The organism is Aeromonas caviae, from assembly GCF_000819785.1.
In the GTDB taxonomy this organism is placed as follows: domain Bacteria; phylum Pseudomonadota; class Gammaproteobacteria; order Enterobacterales; family Aeromonadaceae; genus Aeromonas; species Aeromonas caviae.
On the sequence record NZ_CDBK01000059.1, the window covers coordinates 1 to 16693 of the forward strand.

General features: G+C 60.2%; 14 protein-coding genes. 7 read left to right on the forward strand and 7 right to left on the reverse strand.

What is annotated here, in order from left to right:
- Nucleotides 1-423: 423 nt before the first annotated feature.
- Nucleotides 424-1620, forward strand: a complete 1197-nt coding sequence (locus BN1120_RS09480; protein WP_042015842.1) for an NnrS family protein — start codon at nt 424-426, stop codon at nt 1618-1620.
- Here BN1120_RS09480 and BN1120_RS09485 read toward each other — a convergent pair whose 3' ends face one another.
- Nucleotides 1621-2193, reverse strand: coding sequence for a helix-turn-helix domain-containing protein (locus tag BN1120_RS09485; RefSeq protein ID WP_042015843.1), 573 nt, complete (start codon nt 2191-2193; stop codon nt 1621-1623).
- A gap of 113 nt (nt 2194-2306) precedes the next feature.
- Here BN1120_RS09485 and BN1120_RS09490 point away from each other — a divergent pair, with 113 nt between their 5' ends.
- The gene (locus BN1120_RS09490; RefSeq protein ID WP_042015844.1) at nt 2307-3458 is read left to right on the forward strand and encodes a benzoate/H(+) symporter BenE family transporter; all 1152 of its coding nucleotides are present in this window, start codon (nt 2307-2309) and stop codon (nt 3456-3458) included.
- 147 nt (nt 3459-3605) lie between these two features.
- Nucleotides 3606-4670 (forward strand): DUF3103 family protein, encoded by a 1065-nt coding sequence (locus BN1120_RS09495; protein ID WP_042015846.1) that lies wholly within the window; start codon nt 3606-3608, stop codon nt 4668-4670.
- Nucleotides 4671-4733: 63 nt separating this feature from the next.
- Here BN1120_RS09495 and metF read toward each other — a convergent pair whose 3' ends face one another.
- Entirely contained in the window at nt 4734-5630 is an 897-nt protein-coding gene (gene metF, locus BN1120_RS09500; RefSeq protein WP_010674220.1) for a methylenetetrahydrofolate reductase, read from the reverse strand.
- 327 nt (nt 5631-5957) lie between these two features.
- Between metF and BN1120_RS09505 the strand changes: the two genes are divergently transcribed.
- Nucleotides 5958-6749 (forward strand): GNAT family N-acetyltransferase, encoded by a 792-nt coding sequence (locus BN1120_RS09505; protein WP_042015848.1) that lies wholly within the window; start codon nt 5958-5960, stop codon nt 6747-6749.
- A 60-nt stretch (nt 6750-6809) separates the two neighbouring features.
- Here the strand turns inward: BN1120_RS09505 and BN1120_RS09510 are convergent, their stop codons facing one another.
- From BN1120_RS09510 to BN1120_RS09520, 3 genes are all read right to left on the reverse strand, one after another.
- Nucleotides 6810-8273: an extracellular solute-binding protein gene (locus BN1120_RS09510; RefSeq protein WP_042015850.1), complete on the reverse strand. Its 1464-nt coding sequence runs from the start codon at nt 8271-8273 to the stop codon at nt 6810-6812.
- Between the two features lie 8 nt (nt 8274-8281).
- On the reverse strand, nt 8282-10261 hold the full coding sequence (locus tag BN1120_RS09515; protein ID WP_039040116.1) for a methyl-accepting chemotaxis protein: 1980 nt from the start codon (nt 10259-10261) through the stop codon (nt 8282-8284).
- A 197-nt stretch (nt 10262-10458) separates the two neighbouring features.
- A complete protein-coding gene (locus tag BN1120_RS09520; protein ID WP_010674216.1) occupies nt 10459-11070 on the reverse strand; it encodes an OmpW family outer membrane protein in 612 nt (203 codons plus the stop codon).
- 325 nt (nt 11071-11395) lie between these two features.
- Here BN1120_RS09520 and BN1120_RS21845 point away from each other — a divergent pair, with 325 nt between their 5' ends.
- On the forward strand, nt 11396-11521 hold the full coding sequence (locus tag BN1120_RS21845; RefSeq protein ID WP_010674215.1) for a hypothetical protein: 126 nt from the start codon (nt 11396-11398) through the stop codon (nt 11519-11521).
- A gap of 115 nt (nt 11522-11636) precedes the next feature.
- Here BN1120_RS21845 and uvrA read toward each other — a convergent pair whose 3' ends face one another.
- Both uvrA and BN1120_RS09530 read right to left on the reverse strand, forming a co-directional pair.
- Nucleotides 11637-14465, reverse strand: a complete 2829-nt coding sequence (gene uvrA, locus BN1120_RS09525; protein ID WP_039040117.1) for an excinuclease ABC subunit UvrA — start codon at nt 14463-14465, stop codon at nt 11637-11639.
- Between the two features lie 92 nt (nt 14466-14557).
- The gene (locus tag BN1120_RS09530) at nt 14558-15196 is read right to left on the reverse strand and encodes a LuxR C-terminal-related transcriptional regulator (RefSeq protein ID WP_010674213.1); all 639 of its coding nucleotides are present in this window, start codon (nt 15194-15196) and stop codon (nt 14558-14560) included.
- A 517-nt stretch (nt 15197-15713) separates the two neighbouring features.
- Between BN1120_RS09530 and BN1120_RS09535 the strand changes: the two genes are divergently transcribed.
- Both BN1120_RS09535 and BN1120_RS20730 read left to right on the forward strand, forming a co-directional pair.
- Entirely contained in the window at nt 15714-16283 is a 570-nt protein-coding gene (locus BN1120_RS09535; RefSeq protein ID WP_010674212.1) for a single-stranded DNA-binding protein, read from the forward strand.
- A 157-nt stretch (nt 16284-16440) separates the two neighbouring features.
- The gene (locus tag BN1120_RS20730; RefSeq protein WP_197713268.1) at nt 16441-16677 is read left to right on the forward strand and encodes a hypothetical protein; all 237 of its coding nucleotides are present in this window, start codon (nt 16441-16443) and stop codon (nt 16675-16677) included.
- The last annotated feature ends 16 nt before the right edge of the window (nt 16678-16693 follow it).

Here is a 16693-nt window from a genome sequence, read left to right on the forward strand (position 1 = left end):
GTCACTTCATCAGACATTGATATCAAAAATTGTTTTTGATGCTCGATGCTGTGAGTGCCCACACAGATTGCTTGATTCAAATTGTTAAAGAGCGTCACGCTTATCGCGTTGAGGAGGCGCATCTTACGCTCCTCACTTCGAAAGTCAAGCGGTTGTTTTCGCTTTTCTTTCGGCGCCCACTTCGCAAGGAAGCTGGCTCATCAGTTCGGCGTGGTCCGCCGTGCTGGTAGGGGCGCATTATAGGGAGCCGCGCCGTGATGACAAGAGCTTTTTCACCGAAAAGAACCGTTCGCTCAGATATACAGCAAAGCGGTTCTATTTCGTTCGCATCACCACCATTTCGGGCTGTCATTGGATTTAAATTGAACATTTGAAAAGCCACTTTATAATTGGCTTTTCAAATGTCCAATTAAGGTTTCATTCATGCACCAGATCCTGGATAGCCGCAAAGAGGAGAGAATCGTTCCTCTGTTCCGCCTCGGGTTTCGGCCTTTCTTCCTGTTCGGCGCCTTGTTCTCGGCTTTGGCGATGCTGGGCTGGCTGGGGCAGCTCAACGGTTGGTTCGCTCTGCCCGGGATTGCCAACCCCATCTGGTGGCATGCACATGAAATGCTGTTCGGCTTTGGTGCCGCCATAGTGGCGGGTTTTCTGCTTACCGCCGTCCAGAACTGGACCGCTCACCCAGGTGTACGCGGTTGGCCGCTGGCACTGGTCGTGGGATTGTGGGCAATCCCGAGAGGCCTGCTCCCCTGGTTTGGAGAAAGCAATGTCACTCTGATGGTCATGGACCTGGCCTGGTTGCCCCTCTGTACGTGGTTTCTCGCCAGACCCATCATAGTGACGCGCCAGTGGCGCAATCTCTTTTTTGTTCCCCTGCTTCTCGTGTTGACCCTGCTCAATACCGCTTGCTGGCGGTGGCATGCTGAATGGCCATTGGTGGAACATATCCTGCTTGCAACCGTGATCCTCTTCACGACCCTGATTGCCGTCATGGGAGGACGTGTCATTCCCTTCTTCACCGCCAGAGCCACTGGGGCGGAAAAAGCACTCCCACTGCCGTGGCTGGAGCGCATTGCCCTCGCGTCTCTGTGGCTCATCCTGCTGCTCTGGTTAGTACTCCCGACCCAGTGGGTCATCGGCATCCAGATGTTCCCTCTATATATAGTGGCGGCAGGGGCTCACCTCTACAGGCAGCTGCGCTGGCGACCCGGCATCACGGTGGCCCAACCCCTGCTGTGGTCGCTTCACCTGGCCTACCTCTTTATCCCACTGGGGCTGACCGCCCTGGCGGCACGCACGGCTGGCTGGCCGATTGCCTTGTCACTGGCCAGCCATCTGTTCAGCGCGGGCAGCATGGGGGCCATGATCCTCGGGATGATAGCCCGTGTATCCCTCGGACACAGTGGCAGAGCCCTGCAGATAGGACGCAGGATCACGGCGGCATTTGCACTGGTCATCCTGTCCGCACTGTTGCGGGTCTTGCTCCCCCTCTTTTGGCCAGACCTCACCCTCGAGGGATGGAACCTCAGCGGATGGAGCTGGGTTGCCGCCTACGGTCTCTTTGTCTGGGTCTATACCCCCATACTGACCAGTCCCAGAGCGGATGGCCGCCCCGGCTAGTCATCGCGTGGCCATGGCCGGATAGTGGATCAGATTGTGGAAGATGGCGGGAGCGACCCCAAGATTGCGATAGCCATGGGGACGGTCCGCTGCAAACCGGACGGCCTCACCCTGATCGAGGGAACGCCACGCCCCGTCAACCAGTACCTCCATCACACCGCTGATGACGATGACATGTTCGGTCACTCCGGGTTCATGGGGTTCTGACTCCCGCTGGTAGCCAGGTAGCAGGGTCAGTTCGAACAACTCGAAACCAAAGCGGGCCTCATAGGGGAAAAGCGGGGCAACCTGCATCCCCTCTCCCGCCGGCTGCTGTCGAATATCATCGGCAATACGGTATACCGTCTCTCCCTGTGCCGCTGGTGTCGGCTCAATGAAACTGGAGAAAGAGACCCGAAAGCCGGTGGCAATCTTCCACAATGTTGCCACCGTCGGACTGGATTCACCTCGCTCGATCTGTCCCAGCATGGCCTTGCTCACCCCCGTTTCACGGGCGGCCATATCCAGGCTCCATCCTCTTTCAGTGCGCAGCCCTTTCAATCGCTGGGCCAGATAGCGACTCATCTCCTGCATCTGTTCTCCGATTACTTCGAACCATATTGTGCGCCATAACGCACAGCGCTATAGTCAAAACCACATTGTACGCAATAGCGCACAAGCTATCAGCATCCACAAGGAAGTTTCCCATGCCCCTAGCCCTCCCCCACATGGTCGCGGGACTCATCGCCGTATTGGTGGGTTACACGAGTTCTGTCATCTTGATCATCCAGGCTGCCACGGCCGCCGGTGCCGATGCAGCCCAGGTCTCTTCCTGGTTATGGACACTGGGTATCGGCATGGGGGTCAGCTGCATCGGCCTCTCCCTCTATTACCGGGTGCCTGTCTTGACGGCCTGGTCCACCCCGGGTGCCGCCCTGCTCATCACCAGCCTGGGGAACTTCAGTCTGGCTGAAGCCATCGGCGCCTTCATCATCTCTTCACTGCTGATCACCCTCTGCGGTATCAGCGGCTGGTTCGACAGGCTGATGCGTCACATTCCCGCCCCCCTGGCGGCCGCCATGCTGGCCGGAGTCTTGCTCAGGTTCGGGCTGGATCTCTTCAAGGTGGCACCGCAAGATCCTCTGCTGCTTGGCACCTTGCTACTGGCTTTCTTGCTGGGTCGCCACCTCTGGCCCCGCTACACCATGGTGCTGGTCCTGGCGGCCGGCATGCTGCTCTGCACCCTGAGGGGCGAGCTGCAACTCAACGAGGTTCACTGGCAACTTTCCACCCCGGTCTGGATCTCGCCAGCCTTTTCCATCGACGCCCTGCTCGGCATCGCACTCCCGCTCTTTCTCGTTACCATGACCTCGCAAAACATGCCGGGCATTGCCATCCTGCGCGCCCACGGCTATCAACCGGCCACTTCTTCCCTGATTGGCTGGACCGGATTCATCGGCGTGCTGCTGGCACCGTTTGGCGGCTATGCCTTCAACCTGGCCGCCATCACTGCCGCCATCTGCATGGGCAAGGAAGTGGATCACGATGTCACTCGACGCTGGCCTGCTGCCGTGTGGGCTGGTTGTTTCTACCTGCTCACAGGCTGTTTCGGTGCCACCGTGGTTGCCCTGTTCAGCGCATTCCCTGCGGTGCTGGTCACCTGCGTGGCCGGGCTGGCGCTGCTCGGCACCATAGGCAGCAGCTTGCACAGCGCCTTGCAGCAGGACGAGGAGCGGGAAGCCGCGCTACTGACTTTCCTCGTGACTGCCTCGGGGATCACCCTGCTCGGGGTCGGGTCTGCCTGCTGGGGATTGCTGATCGGAGTGACATTGCATCAAGTCAACCGGCTCCGCGCCTGACCTGACCATCTGGGGAGACTCCAGTGAGACGCAGCACATAATCCTGAGAAGAGCGTTCACATATGAACCTTATTCCTTTCTAGTGACAAAACGGCGCAGATCCTTCCCGACAAGCGCCGTTGTCAGACTCAATACCGGAGAACGAAGATGAGGAATCAGGCTGCCATTTTGTTACTGGCACTGCTGGGCGCCACCACGACCCAGGCTGCCGACACCGATCGGGAGCTGGCACGCCAGCTCGCGCTGCAGCAGAAGAACCTGCTGCCACTCCTGAACAATCAGGAATACCAGAGTCCACTGCCCAACCTGCTGCAAAAGGCCAGCCCGCGCCTGAAGCGTCAGGCTCGGGATGCCAACCAGGCGGCCATCAGTCGGCAAGGGCTGGATGGTGAGGTCAGGGAACTGATGCAACTGCGGCTGGCCAATCCGGATCAGGCGGATGCACTGCAACAAGGGGTTGAGCCACTGGTTGCCTACATACCAAGTGGTGACGAAAAGAGCTGGAGCGCCATCGAGGAGTTCGACAGCGCCGGCAGCCCGATCTATCTCGATGTGAACCAGCCGCCGGCGCGACCGGTACTGGTGGTGGAGGCCGATCCGGTCAAAGCCAAGAATGCCGGCCTGAAGGTGATGCGAAAGGCGCTGGCTGCCGCCGACATGCAGGTGACGCCCCGTGCCACCAGCAACACCACGCCCCTCAAGACCAGCATTATCAAGAAGATCAGGCTCAACGATGATCAGGAGCCCTGGCTGCTGGGCGCCGCCGAGGTCTATGCCGTCGTGGCCGGGGTCAACCCTGGCAGGGACGAGCCCGTGGTGGATATCGTCGACATGCCCTATCTCGACTACGACAACACCGACTACACCCCCAACCAGATCCTGGTCTATTGGGATCGCTACCGCTGGGGAGCCGTCGACGTGGTCATGATGGAGCAGGATGACAACGTCAATTACAAGGAGCTGAGCGCCCTCCTGATTGACGCACTCAAACTCGGCTTCACTGCGGGCGGCGTACCCGAGGCCCTGCCCTTCCTCGACCTCGGCGGTCGTATCGTCAAGGCACTCCCGGACTCCTGGATGACCAACAACGACGACTACCTCGACACCTTCTATACCCTGGAGCAGGACCAGAGCTATCACCAGTATCCCGGTGCCGCCGGCAATGCAGTCATCGATCTCGAGCCCAGGGAGATCCAGCCAACCCGGCCCTGACTGTCGCCCAAAACAAAAAGCCAATGAGAAGACTCATTGGCTTTTCTGTATCAGAGCCGCGGATCAGGCCTGACCTTTCGGCCTCACACCCAGTGTGTGACAGATGGCGTAGGTCAGCTCTGAGCGGTTCAGGGTATAGAAGTGGAAATCCTTCACCCCTTCCTGACTCAGCACACGCACTTGGTCGATGGCAATGCTGGCTCCCACCATGTTGCGCGTCATCTGATCGTTTTCCAGCCCTTCGAAACGCTGGTGCATCCAGCGCGGGATTTTCACATTGGTGAAACCAGCAAACTTGGCCAGGGTCTGGTAGTTGGAGACCGGCAGTATCCCCGGCACGATCTCCGCATCGATACCGATGGCGGCGCAGCGATCCCGAAAACGCAGATAGGTCTCCACATCGAAGAAGAACTGGGTAATGGCCCGGTTGGCACCGGCATCTATCTTGCGCTTGAGGTTCAGCAAGTCGGATTGCGCACTGCGAGCCTCGGGGTGACCTTCCGGATAGGCGGCGACCGAGATATCGAAATCGGCTTCGGATTTCAGCAGGGCGACCAGGTCGGTGGCATACATGTCAGGCTTGTCGAGACCGGGAGGCAAGTCTCCGCGCAGGGCCACGATATGGCGAATACCGCTGTTCCAGTAGTCACGGGCAATGGTGCGTAGCTCGTCACGGCTGGCGTCGATACAGGTCAGGTGCGGGGCGGCGATGAGGCCGGTACGCTCCTTGATGTCCTTGATCACCTTGTGAGTGCGGTCCCGGGTGCCCGAGTTGGCGCCATAGGTCACAGAGACGAATTTGGGCTCCAGCACCTGCAGGCGCTCGATGGACTGCCAGAGGGTGTTCTCCATCCCTTCGCTGTTGGGCGGGAAAAACTCGAAACTGACCGATATGTCGCCACCCAGATCCGCCAAACTCTGGTTGAGTGCCTCAACCTGACGCGCGCTGTGAAATCCCATCTGCTCTCTCCCTGTCCTGCAACCCATTCCTTCACGCCAAAACGGATGTTTGGACGTCTAAACGTCTTTCTATCTTTATGAGAAAACGGATCAAAGTCAATACCGATTTGTCAGCGACAAGGGGGATTGCCGATTTTTTTATTTTGCAATTCAACCTAAGTAATGAGCGACCCCATCCCAAAATGCTGTCAGGCACGCTATGATGCGGGCGGATCGTCCTGGACGTTCTGAATCTGCGTGTGATTGTTTGGCCGGGTTTCCCGGCCTTTTTTTAACTTCTTTCCCCGCCTGCCGATAAGCAATTCAAGCGTTTGCAGGAGCCCCATCATGGAAGATCACCCCGGTTTTGCCACCGATCTGCTGTTCGATCGCTATCAGGGCGAGGTGACGGATCATGATGCGTTCTGGACCGTGCGTACCCCGGGCTCTCCAGACTACTACTTCGGCAACTACCTGTTGCTGCCCACTCCCCCAAGCGATCGTGACAAGGGCTGGCTCGAGGCCAGTTTCGACAGGCTGATTGGCTGGGATCCCCGTATCCGCCACCGCACCTTCCAGTGGCCCCTCGCCGCAGGCCAGAACAGCCGGGTCGCCGGGTTCGTGGCGGCGGGATACCAATACATGGAGTGCGTGGTACTGGCGCTGAGTGCAATGGAGTGGCAAGCCCCCACCGGCAGCGACCTGGCCCCGGCTCGCCCGTTCACCGCGGCGGACTGGGATCAGTGGCTCGCCTTCGAGCTGGCAGAGCGGGATCCCGCCCATTCGGAGGAGCGCTATCTTCCCTATCTCTTGTCACGCCGCCAGCTCTATCAGGCCATGATCGATGACGGGCTCGGACAGTGGTGGGGGTTATGGCACCAGGATCAACTGGTTGCCAGCTGCGGACTCTTCTTCACCGGCACCCTGGGACGCTTTCAACTGGTGCGCACGCACGCAGAGTGGCGAAACCGGGGGCTCTGTCGTCTGTTGCTGAGCCAGGTCGCACGCCAGGGACTGGTACGGGCCAGTTCGCTCATCATAGTGGCAGACGAGCACTATCACGCCCAGCGGGTCTATCGCGCTCTGGGTTTCGTGCCGGTGGCCCGTATCGGCAGCCTGTGCCGCTGGCCACGGGAATGACAGGTCATCACGCAGATGCAAAACGGGAGGCCAAGGCCTCCCGTTCTTCATGGTGAACCATCAGGGTTGTGCCCCCTCCAGTTCACTGGCGAGCGCCTCCTCCACTTCGGCAGGAGGCGCTGGAGCGACGGCTCCGGACACCGGTGCTGACGGAGGCTGGGTTGCGCTCGCTCCGGAGGGCGCTTGTCCATTCGGCACCACAGGAGCAGCAGGCTCGGTCCCGATGGCACCCGACGCAGGGACGGCAGGCACGCTCGCCTCACACTGACATTCCTGTCCCTTGCCCTGGTTGCCCTGATGGGGGGCATACCACCCTTTCAACCCCTGTTCCAGGCGATCGGCCGCCGCCTTGGGTGCCACGGTTCCCAGCAATACCTGCTGGCTCACCTCGGCCAGTTCATCCCCGAGCTTGGGAGTGCCGCGGGAGAGGATCTGGGTGGCAACCCGGATGGTGGAATCGCACTGATCCCGCCACTCCATCATCTCTCTGGCCGCCGGATTGGTGGCTTCAAAGAAGTGGTTGGAGAGCGAGAAGAAGCCGGGCAGCGAGTTGGTATAGAGCTCGGCAAACTGGGGAGTGGTCAGCCACTGCAGGAAGGTCATGGCGGCCTCCTTGTTCTTGCTGGCCGGATTCATCCCCATACCGATATCGGTGTGATCGGTGAAGAAACAGCCATCCCCCTGCTTTGCCACGGGCGGGCGCATGACACCGAAGTCCACCTTGCCGGTGAAGGGGGCAATCTCCCAGGATCCCGCCGCATAGAAGGCAGCCTTGCCCGAGGTGAAGAGCTCGTTGGTGGTGGCGTAGTCGCGGCTCTCACCCCCCTCCCCCAGGTAGTCACGCCAGCGCGCCAGCTCCTCGAACACCTTGACGTATTGCGGGTTGTTGAAGCGCTCCTGGCCCCCGATCAGCGCCAATCGACCATCCTCCCCCTTCCAGTAGTTGGGGCCTATGTTCTGGAAACCGAGCTCGGAGGCAACCCAGCTCTCCGAGCCGCTCACGGCGAGGGGAACATAGCGACCATCCGCCTTCACCTTGTCCAGGGCTGCGAAGAATGCCTCGCGGGTCTGGGGTACCGTCAGCCCCAGCTCACTGAATATCTTCTTGTTGTAGAAGAAGCCGTGAATCACCGATGCCATGGGTACGCAGAAAGTCTGGGCGCCGCTGTCGGTCTGCCAGGGGGATTGGGCAAAGCTCGGGAAGTTCTCCATCCCCGCCATCTCGCTCAGCTCCACCAGATGACCCGCCTTGAACAGGGCCAGGGAGTCGTCAAACGGGCGGCAGGTGATGAGATCCCCCGCCTTGCCCGCCTTGAGGCTGGCCCAGAGGGTCGGCATGTACTCGACGTTCTGCACCCCGTTGAATTTCACCTGAATACCCGGGTGGGCGGCCTCGAAAGCAGGAATGATCTTCTGTTCCCACAAGGCCTTGTCATCTATGCGCCAGCTCTCTATCACCAGCTCGCTGGCCATCAGCTGGCCACACAACAGGAGACTCAGGGCCCCGATCCACTTGTTAGCCATAAGTCCTCCTATACCTTGAAATGGGCGATCAATTGCTGCTGCTTGGCGACCAGATCCGCCAGCACCTCACTGCTGCTGGCCGATTCCCGTGCCTCCCGCTCGGTCTCGTAAGCCACATCCGCAATGCCGGCGACATGACGGGCAACCCCCTGACTCACGGAGATCTGTTCCTGGGCGGCATGAGCCACCTGATCCGCCATCGCCTTGATGGCGCTCATCCGCTCGGCAATGGATTGCAGTGCCTCGTCCATCACCCGGGTCTGGGCCACGCAATCCTGGGTCTGCTCCTGGCTGCGTGCCATCACGGCCACCACGTGCTTGCTGGAACTTTGCAGGTTCTCGATCATGGCCTGGATCTCCTCGGTCGAGGTCTGGGTCCGGTTCGCCAGTGCCCGCACCTCGTCCGCCACCACCGCGAAGCCGCGACCTGCGTCCCCCGCCCGGGCCGCCTCGATGGCCGCGTTCAGCGCCAGCAGGTTGGTCTGCTCGGCGATGCTGCGGATCACGTCGAGGATGCTGCCGATGTTGTCGCTGAATTCCCCCAGCTTGTGGGTGATGCCGACCGCCTCTTCCATGGCACCCGCCAGTTGTTCGGTGATCTGGCGCGTAGTCGCCACCTGTTTGCGTCCGGCGCGGGCCTCTTCGTCCGCCAGGTCCACCTCACGCTTCGTGCCGTCAGTGGAGCGCGCCACCTCGGTCGCACTCACCTCCAGCTCGGTGATGGCGGCAGCCACCTGATCGGTCTGGCTCTTCTGATCCTGCACCCGTGACATGGCCCGCTCGCTTATCTCGGCGGCGCGGCTCGCCTCGTCCACCAGATGGCGCGAGCCGGCATTGATCTGGGCGAGCAGTTCGCCAGTCTTGTCTGCCAGGGTGTTGATGGAGCGGGTCAGGCTGCCAAACTCGCAGCGGCTCTGGTAGTCGATGCGCCGGGTCATGTCACCCGTGGCCATGCGATCCAGCTCCCGATCGATGAGTTGCAGCGGACGCTGGATGCTGCGGGCCGTGGTGTAACCGATGAGGAGCGCGGCGGCTGCGGAGATGGCCGACACGATCAGGATCCAGGCGCTGGCGCTGCTGACGGCGTCATCCGCCCCGACCCGGCTCGCGCTGGCAATGCTGCCCGCCGATTTGGCCATCTCGTCCAGCAGCGCCAGGCTGTTGACCAGACTGGTGTCGAGCTGCTGGTTCAGGGACTGCAGCGAGGCCGCCAGTTGCTGGCCATTGCGCATGGTCGCCAGCAACCCTTTCGGGCCGAGGGCCAGCTCCTGCATCCGATCGAGGTTGACGATGAAACGCTGCCTCACGTCATCGGGCACCTGCACCCGTTCGAGCCGTTTGCGTGCCATCTCGATATCCTTGCCGAGCACCTTCTCCAATTCATTGAGATCGGTCTTGGCATCGGCCCGGCGGATGTTTTTCAGATCCCGGGCAATGCCGGAGGTGATGAGTTCGGCCTTGTTGCGCATGGAGCGTTTGCTCGCGGTCTGCTGCAGCAACAGATCGGCGGCCCACTGGTAGGTATCTTCCAGCCGGATGAACGCCAGCTCCAGTTCATGGCGCCGATCGAGTGCGGCCACCCACTGACCGTGCTGGGTCAGCACCTGATCCGCCAACCCGTAGAACTCGCGGGTCGCCCCGTCGACCTGGCGGAACCGCTCGCTCGCCTCGGCCACCCCGTCAAACCGGGCCATCTCCTTGCTCTGGGCCAGGAAACGCTCCTGCTGCGCCTTGAACTGGCTGGCCAGTTGCGGCAACTGGGCCGCCTCCTCGCTGGTTCTGTAGGTGAGCACCCAGCGGTTGCTGTCCTGCAGTGCGCCCTTGAGCCCGGCGACCGCGATCACCAGGGGGGTGGCACGATCAGAAACCTGGGAGAGCCCCTCGTTGATCCCCCGGATCTTCAAGATACTGATGAAGCCGAGCAGAACCAGCAACAACAGCATCAGCACGAAGCCGGCGATGATCCGCTGCACAATAGATAAACCCATGGAGGCATCCTCACTCGTTGGGGAAAGGGGTGAATGCCGAGGTTATCGGCAGCGGGATGCAATGGAATAGCGGTTCGTGACGCGATGGCGGGCCAGATCACAGTTGGCGTGACATGGCAGGCAGAAAAGGGCCCGAACAGAGCCGGGCCAAAGAGACATGCTTGGTTGTCATGGCCGAGCACCGGCCACGTTTGTCATCAGAAGCGGTAGCCGACGCCGAACATGAAGGCCACCGGATCGATGGAGGTGTTGATGGTGCCCACGGCGGTATGCACATCGGTATCGATGTCGATGAGCCAGGCAGAGGCGTTGACGAACCAGCGGTCATTGATCGCCATGTCCAGGCCCACCTGACCCGCCATCCCCCAGGAGGAGTCCACGCTCACATCCGTCCCGGCCAGGGCACCGCGCCCTTCCTCGTCGAAGAAGGTAGTGTAGTTGATACCGGCCCCCACATAGGGGCGCACCTTGCTGTTGGCATCACCGAAGTAGTACTGCGCCATCAGGGTCGGCGGCAGGTGTTTGACCTTGGCGACCTCACCCAGGCCGGCAGTCGACACCGAGTGGGAGAAGGGGGTCGCGGCCAGCAGCTCGACACCCCAGTTGTCCGTCAACATGTAGGAGAGGGTCAGGCCAAGCTGCATGTTGCTGTCGATCTCCAGCTCGCCCGTCCCCAGCACGTTGTCACTGCTGGTCTGGGGAGAGACGAACGCCAGGCCACCACGGACCAGGATGTCACCGGCCTGATGTGCCATGGCGACGGGGGAAGCAAAAGCGGCTGCGATTAACAGAGGAAGGATCTTTTTCATCACATTATTCCTTTTTTGTTTTCTTTCTATGTTGCAAGCCCGAAAACTATAAAAGGATGTGAATGGCCGGTTATTGATTTAGCTCAATAGTTATCAAGAAATAGATAGATGTACACGGCAGCTTTGATTGGACAATCAAACCGCAGTTAAAAATAAAAAGTCATTAAAATACATGATGATACCTTAAATTACCGCATCATCATGAAATGTAAAATACCAATTAAATACACCTTAAACATCTTCATATCACCTTTCAATTGTTGTTTAATTATGCCCCGGGGCGTATTTTATTAATGCGATGTAACCACGCTGTAATTTGAATTTTATGAAACCACAGACACGCAAAGACAAAATTCTCGGCATTCTTGCCGCCATCTGGGGGATAGGTTCCTTCCTCTTCATTCTGCTGGGTTTCCTGTTCGCCCTCGCCTTCCTGATGCTGACACACTGAGTCTGCCGGACGAGTCCCTCTTTTCTCCCTCTCATCCCTGGCCGGGCGCCAGATCGGCGCACCTCGCCACCGGCCAACAAAAAAGGGGCCTTGGCCCCTTTTTCTCGAGTGACGCTTATTTCTCCAGTAGAGGAGCGAGGAAGCGCGCCGTGTGGGACTCCTTGCAACGGCTCATCTCCTCAGGCGTACCCGTCACCAGAATACGGCCACCACCAGCGCCCCCTTCCGGGCCCAGATCAACGATCCAGTCCGCGGTTTTGATGACGTCCAGGTTGTGCTCGATGATGACGATGGTGTTGCCCCGATCCCGCAGTTGGTGCAGTACCTTGAGCAACTGCTGGATATCGTGGAAGTGCAGCCCCGTTGTCGGTTCGTCCAGAATATAGAGGGTCTGGCCGGTGTCCCGCTTGGAGAGCTCCCGCGCCAGCTTGACCCGCTGCGCCTCGCCGCCAGAGAGCGTGGTGGCGGACTGACCGAGCCGGATGTAGGAGAGGCCCACGTCCATCAGGGTCTGCAGCTTGCGCGCCACCGCCGGCACCGGATCGAAGAAGGCACGGGCATCTTCCACCGTCATCTCGAGGATTTCGTGGATGTTCTTGCCCTTGTACTTCACCTCCAGGGTCTCGCGGTTGTAGCGCTTGCCCTTGCAGACGTCGCACGGCACGTAGACGTCCGGCAGGAAGTGCATCTCCACCTTGATGACCCCGTCCCCCTGGCACGCCTCGCAGCGTCCCCCCTTCACGTTGAAGGAGAAGCGGCCCGGCTGGTAGCCACGGGAACGCGCCTCCTGGGTGCCGGAGAGCAGCTCGCGGATCGGGGTGAACAGGCCGGTGTAGGTGGCCGGGTTGGAGCGCGGGGTGCGGCCGATGGGGCTCTGGTCGATATCCACCACCTTGTCCAGATGCTCCAGCCCTTCGACGCTGCGATAGGGCGCAGGCGTGGACTCGGTGGCCTTGTTCAGCTCGCGGTGGGCGATGCGGAACAGGGTGTCGTTGATCAGGGTCGACTTGCCGGAACCGGAGACGCCGGTGACGCAGGTCATCACTCCGATGGGCAGATCCAGGTTGACGTTGCGCAGGTTGTTGCCGCTAGCCCCTTTCAATTTCAGCCACTTGCCGGTGAGTGGGGTGCGCTCGGCCGGGATGGCGATCTGCTTGCGCCCGGAGAGGTAGTCACCGGTCAGGGACTCGGGGTTCGCGATGATCTCCTCCGGCGTCCCCTGGGCGACGATGGCACCGCCGTGCACGCCAGCCCCCGGGCCGATGTCGAGCACATGGTCGGCGAGGCGAATGGCATCCTCATCGTGCTCCACCACGATCACGGTGTTGCCGAGATCACGCAGGTGAGTCAGGGTCTTGAGCAGCCGCTCGTTGTCACGCTGATGCAGACCGATGGAGGGCTCGTCCAGCACGTACATGACCCCCACCAGGCCAGCTCCGATCTGGCTGGCCAGCCGGATCCGCTGCGCCTCGCCACCGGAGAGGGTCTCGGCGCTGCGCGACAGGCTCAGATAGTTGAGGCCGACGTTCACCAGGAAGCCGAGCCGCTCGACGATCTCCTTGAGGATCTTGTCCGCTATCTGGGCACGCTGACCGGACAGGTTCAACCCTTCGAAGAAGGCCAGGGCATCGCCGATGGACTGCTCGGCGATGGCGGGCAGGTTGCGATTGTCCACGAAGACGTGGCGGGCTTCTTCCCGCAGTCGGCTGCCACCGCAACTGGTACAGGACTTGTTGGCGATGTATTTGGCCAGCTCTTCCCGCACCGCGTTGGATTCGGTCTCCCGGTAGCGGCGCTCCATGTTGTGCAGGATCCCCTCGAACGGGTGCTTGCGCACCACCACGTCGCCACGGTCATTCATGTAGCGGAACTCGATCTCGGTGCGCCCGGAGCCGCGCAGGATCACCTCCTGGGTCTTGAGCGGCAGATCCTCCCAGGGGGTCTCCAGGTCGAACTTGTAGTGATCGGCCAGGGATTTGAGCATCTGGAAGTAGTAGAAGCTGCGCTTGTCCCAACCACGGATGGCGCCGCCGGCCAGGCTCTGGCCCGGATCATGGATGAGCTTGGCGGGATCGAAATACTGCTGCACCCCGAGACCGTCACAGGTGGGGCAGGCCCCCGCCGGGTTGTTGAAGGAGAAGATCCGGGGCTCCAGCTCCGACATGGAGTAACCGCACTCGGGGCAGGCGAAGTTGGCGGAGAAGGTCATGGGGGCAACCCCATCCTCCCCGTCCATCGGCACCACCAGCACGATGCCGCCGGAGAGAGTCAGCGCCGTTTCGAACGATTCGGCCAAGCGCAGGGCCAGGTCATCGCGCACCTTGAAGCGATCCACCACCACCTCGATGGTGTGCTTCTTGTGCAGCTCCAGGGCGGGAGGATCCGACAGATCGCACACTTCGCCGTCGATGCGGGCGCGGATGTAACCCTGGGCCGCCAGGTTCTCCAGCAGCTTGGTGTGCTCCCCCTTGCGGTTGCGCACCACGGGGGCCAGCAACATCAGCTTGGCGCCTTCGGGCTGGGCCAGCACCTGATCCACCATCTGGCTGATGGTCTGGGCCGCGAGCGGAATGGCGTGGGTCGGGCAGCGTGGCTCCCCGACCCGGGCGAACAGCAGCCGCAGGTAGTCGTAAATCTCGGTGATGGTGCCGACGGTCGAGCGCGGGTTGTGGGAGGTGGACTTCTGCTCGATGGAGATGGCAGGCGACAGCCCCTCGATGTGGTCCACGTCCGGCTTCTCCATCAGGGAGAGGAACTGGCGGGCATAGGCGGAGAGCGACTCCACATAGCGGCGCTGCCCCTCGGCATAGAGGGTATCGAACGCCAGGGAGGATTTGCCCGAACCGGACAGGCCGGTGACCACGATCAGCTTGTCACGTGGCAGGATCAGGTTGATGTTCTTGAGGTTGTGGGTGCGGGCACCCCGGATCACGATTTTTTCCATCTTGTTGCGCGCTCGATACGGGAACCAGAGCGGGCCAGTATGGCATAGAGACTACTGGATGAATAGACAGTCTTCCCTTCCGTGCCCCTTCCTCAGAGATACTCCTTGGCCCAGCTCACCGCCTGCAACCGGTTCTTGACGTTCAGCTTCTTGAAGACGTTGTAGAGATGGGATTTGACGGTGTGTTCGCTCACGAACAGGCTGTCGGCGATCTCGGTGTTGGAGGCCCCCGTCATCAGGTGACGCACGATCTCCTGCTCGCGGGCGGTCAGCAGCGTCTGCTGACGCTGAGGTTGCCCGCTCCCCTTGCGGTAGTAGTCCACCAGGTCGCACAGCAGGTGACGCGGGATCCAGTACTCCCCCTGCAACACCTTGCGGATGCCGAAAACCAGCCTGTCCAGCGTGTCCTGACGAAAGAAGAGCCCGCTGGTATGGGGCCACATCAGCAGCAGCTCTTTGTTGGTGCTGGTCGGGGCATTGAGCAACACGGCACTGGCCTCGCCAAAGCGCTGGCAGATGGCATTGCTCCACAGCTCCTGCTGGGTCGACTTGAGGTAGTCCAGATCGATCAGCAGCAAGGTTTTGGGGGCGCCCTCTGCAACGTCTGGCAGGTCATTCAGCTCCCCTACCAGCAAGATGGGCAGACCAAGCTCTTCACTGAGGTGACGCTGGAAACGGGAGGCTTGTGCGTTATTTTCGGTGATCAGCACCAGGAGGGAGTCGGGCGTCATCAAGAGAACTTCCTTGCACATTCGAGTCGGGGCTTTTTGGCAAGGAAGAGTACCAATCCCCCTCCTGGCTGCAGCATTAAAAAAGTATTAGACACATCGGTGGCTCCTTTGAAGCCCAGCAATTTTCCAGCCAATACAATTGGCTAGCACGCCCCCCCCATTTGGGGGGTCAAGTAGTGCCGGTGCGCACCATAACAGCTCCGCCCTCTTCACGCAGCCTGCCCCAGCCGCCTCCCCTTGCTGGTGACACCTTACCTCGGGTAAGTTACTCAGGCTGTGGCGATCCATTGACGCCACAGTGGCAGGGAAGATGTGCGCTCATGCCCGCCAACTGGTACTATGGCGGCCAAACGCTGCGGCCGATCCATGACGCCTCTGCCGGCAAGCTCCGGCGCAGCCAGGACACTGAAGAGAGATGACACCCAGCCAGGGCGCGCATCTCGTTGCAAACAAACACATTATTGAATGGGCCCAGGCATCTGGCCTGGCCGGTATACATAAGGGTGGAAGAGAGATTATGGCCAGTCGAGGCATCAACAAAGTCATTCTGATCGGTAACCTGGGGCAAGACCCGGAAGTGCGCTACATGCCGAGCGGCGGTGCCGTGACTAACATCACCCTGGCCACCTCCGATACCTGGCGCGACAAGCAGACCGGTGAGCAGAAAGAGCGCACCGAATGGCACCGTGTCGTCTTCATGGGCAAGCTGGCCGAAGTGGCCGGCGAGTACCTGAAGAAGGGCTCCCAGGTCTATGTGGAAGGCAAGCTCCAGACCCGTAAATGGCAGGATCAGAGCGGCCAGGAACGCTACACCACCGAGGTGCTGGTCGACAGCTTCACCGGTGTGATGCAGATGCTGGGTGGCCGTCCGCAGGGCGGTGGCCAGGGCATGGGCGGCCAGTCATCCCAGGGCAACTGGGGCCAACCGCAACAGGCTGCACCGCAACAGAACATGCAACGTCCTGCTGCCCCGCAGCAGAACATGCAACCGCAAGGCGGTTACGGCCGTCCGGCCCAGCAGCCGCAATCCGCCCCGCCGGTCTACAACGAACCGCCGATGGATTTCGACGACGATATTCCGTTCTGAAGATGACCTTAGAGTTATCTGTAAAGAATGTAAACATAGACCCCTGTTAATTCAGGGGTTTTTTATTTCTGGCGCCGGAAAAGTGTCTTGTATCAAGTGGTGATTTTTCACATATAGGGTACCTTGTAATTGTGTAATGTTTATGGGGTGTGGGTGCATGGAAAAGAACTACAGAGTTACAACATTTGTTATGGATAGTGGCGAGCGCTATTGCATGGTGGTGGATCGTGCTTCTGGCCTTCCCATGTATTACCCAACTCTGTTTTTAACAACCCAAATCCGCAATAAAGGCAATGCCTTCTCCACGATGCTAGCTGCTGCTAACAACCTAGTCTTGTTGTTACGCTTTCTAGATAGTCGTGGCATTAACCTTGAACAACGGTTATTGACCTGAATCGCCCCTGGTTTTC

Bases quoted from the DNA above. Each gene is read 5' to 3' on its own strand.
- BN1120_RS20730 (WP_197713268.1), top strand. From the start codon at position 16,441: ATGGAAAAGAACTACAGAGTTACAACATTTGTTATGGATAGTGGCGAG.
- BN1120_RS09520 (WP_010674216.1), bottom strand. From the start codon at position 11,070: ATGAAAAAGATCCTTCCTCTGTTAATCGCAGCCGCTTTTGCTTCCCCC.
- BN1120_RS09485 (WP_042015843.1), bottom strand. From the start codon at position 2,193: ATGCAGGAGATGAGTCGCTATCTGGCCCAGCGATTGAAAGGGCTGCGC.
- BN1120_RS09510 (WP_042015850.1), bottom strand. From the start codon at position 8,273: ATGGCTAACAAGTGGATCGGGGCCCTGAGTCTCCTGTTGTGTGGCCAG.
- BN1120_RS09495 (WP_042015846.1), top strand. From the start codon at position 3,606: ATGAGGAATCAGGCTGCCATTTTGTTACTGGCACTGCTGGGCGCCACC.
- uvrA (WP_039040117.1), bottom strand. From the start codon at position 14,465: ATGGAAAAAATCGTGATCCGGGGTGCCCGCACCCACAACCTCAAGAAC.
- BN1120_RS09530 (WP_010674213.1), bottom strand. From the start codon at position 15,196: ATGACGCCCGACTCCCTCCTGGTGCTGATCACCGAAAATAACGCACAA.
- BN1120_RS21845 (WP_010674215.1), top strand. From the start codon at position 11,396: ATGAAACCACAGACACGCAAAGACAAAATTCTCGGCATTCTTGCCGCC.
- BN1120_RS09535 (WP_010674212.1), top strand. From the start codon at position 15,714: ATGGCCAGTCGAGGCATCAACAAAGTCATTCTGATCGGTAACCTGGGG.
- metF (WP_010674220.1), bottom strand. From the start codon at position 5,630: ATGGGATTTCACAGCGCGCGTCAGGTTGAGGCACTCAACCAGAGTTTG.
- BN1120_RS09505 (WP_042015848.1), top strand. From the start codon at position 5,958: ATGGAAGATCACCCCGGTTTTGCCACCGATCTGCTGTTCGATCGCTAT.
- BN1120_RS09515 (WP_039040116.1), bottom strand. From the start codon at position 10,261: ATGGGTTTATCTATTGTGCAGCGGATCATCGCCGGCTTCGTGCTGATG.
- BN1120_RS09480 (WP_042015842.1), top strand. From the start codon at position 424: ATGCACCAGATCCTGGATAGCCGCAAAGAGGAGAGAATCGTTCCTCTG.
- BN1120_RS09490 (WP_042015844.1), top strand. From the start codon at position 2,307: ATGCCCCTAGCCCTCCCCCACATGGTCGCGGGACTCATCGCCGTATTG.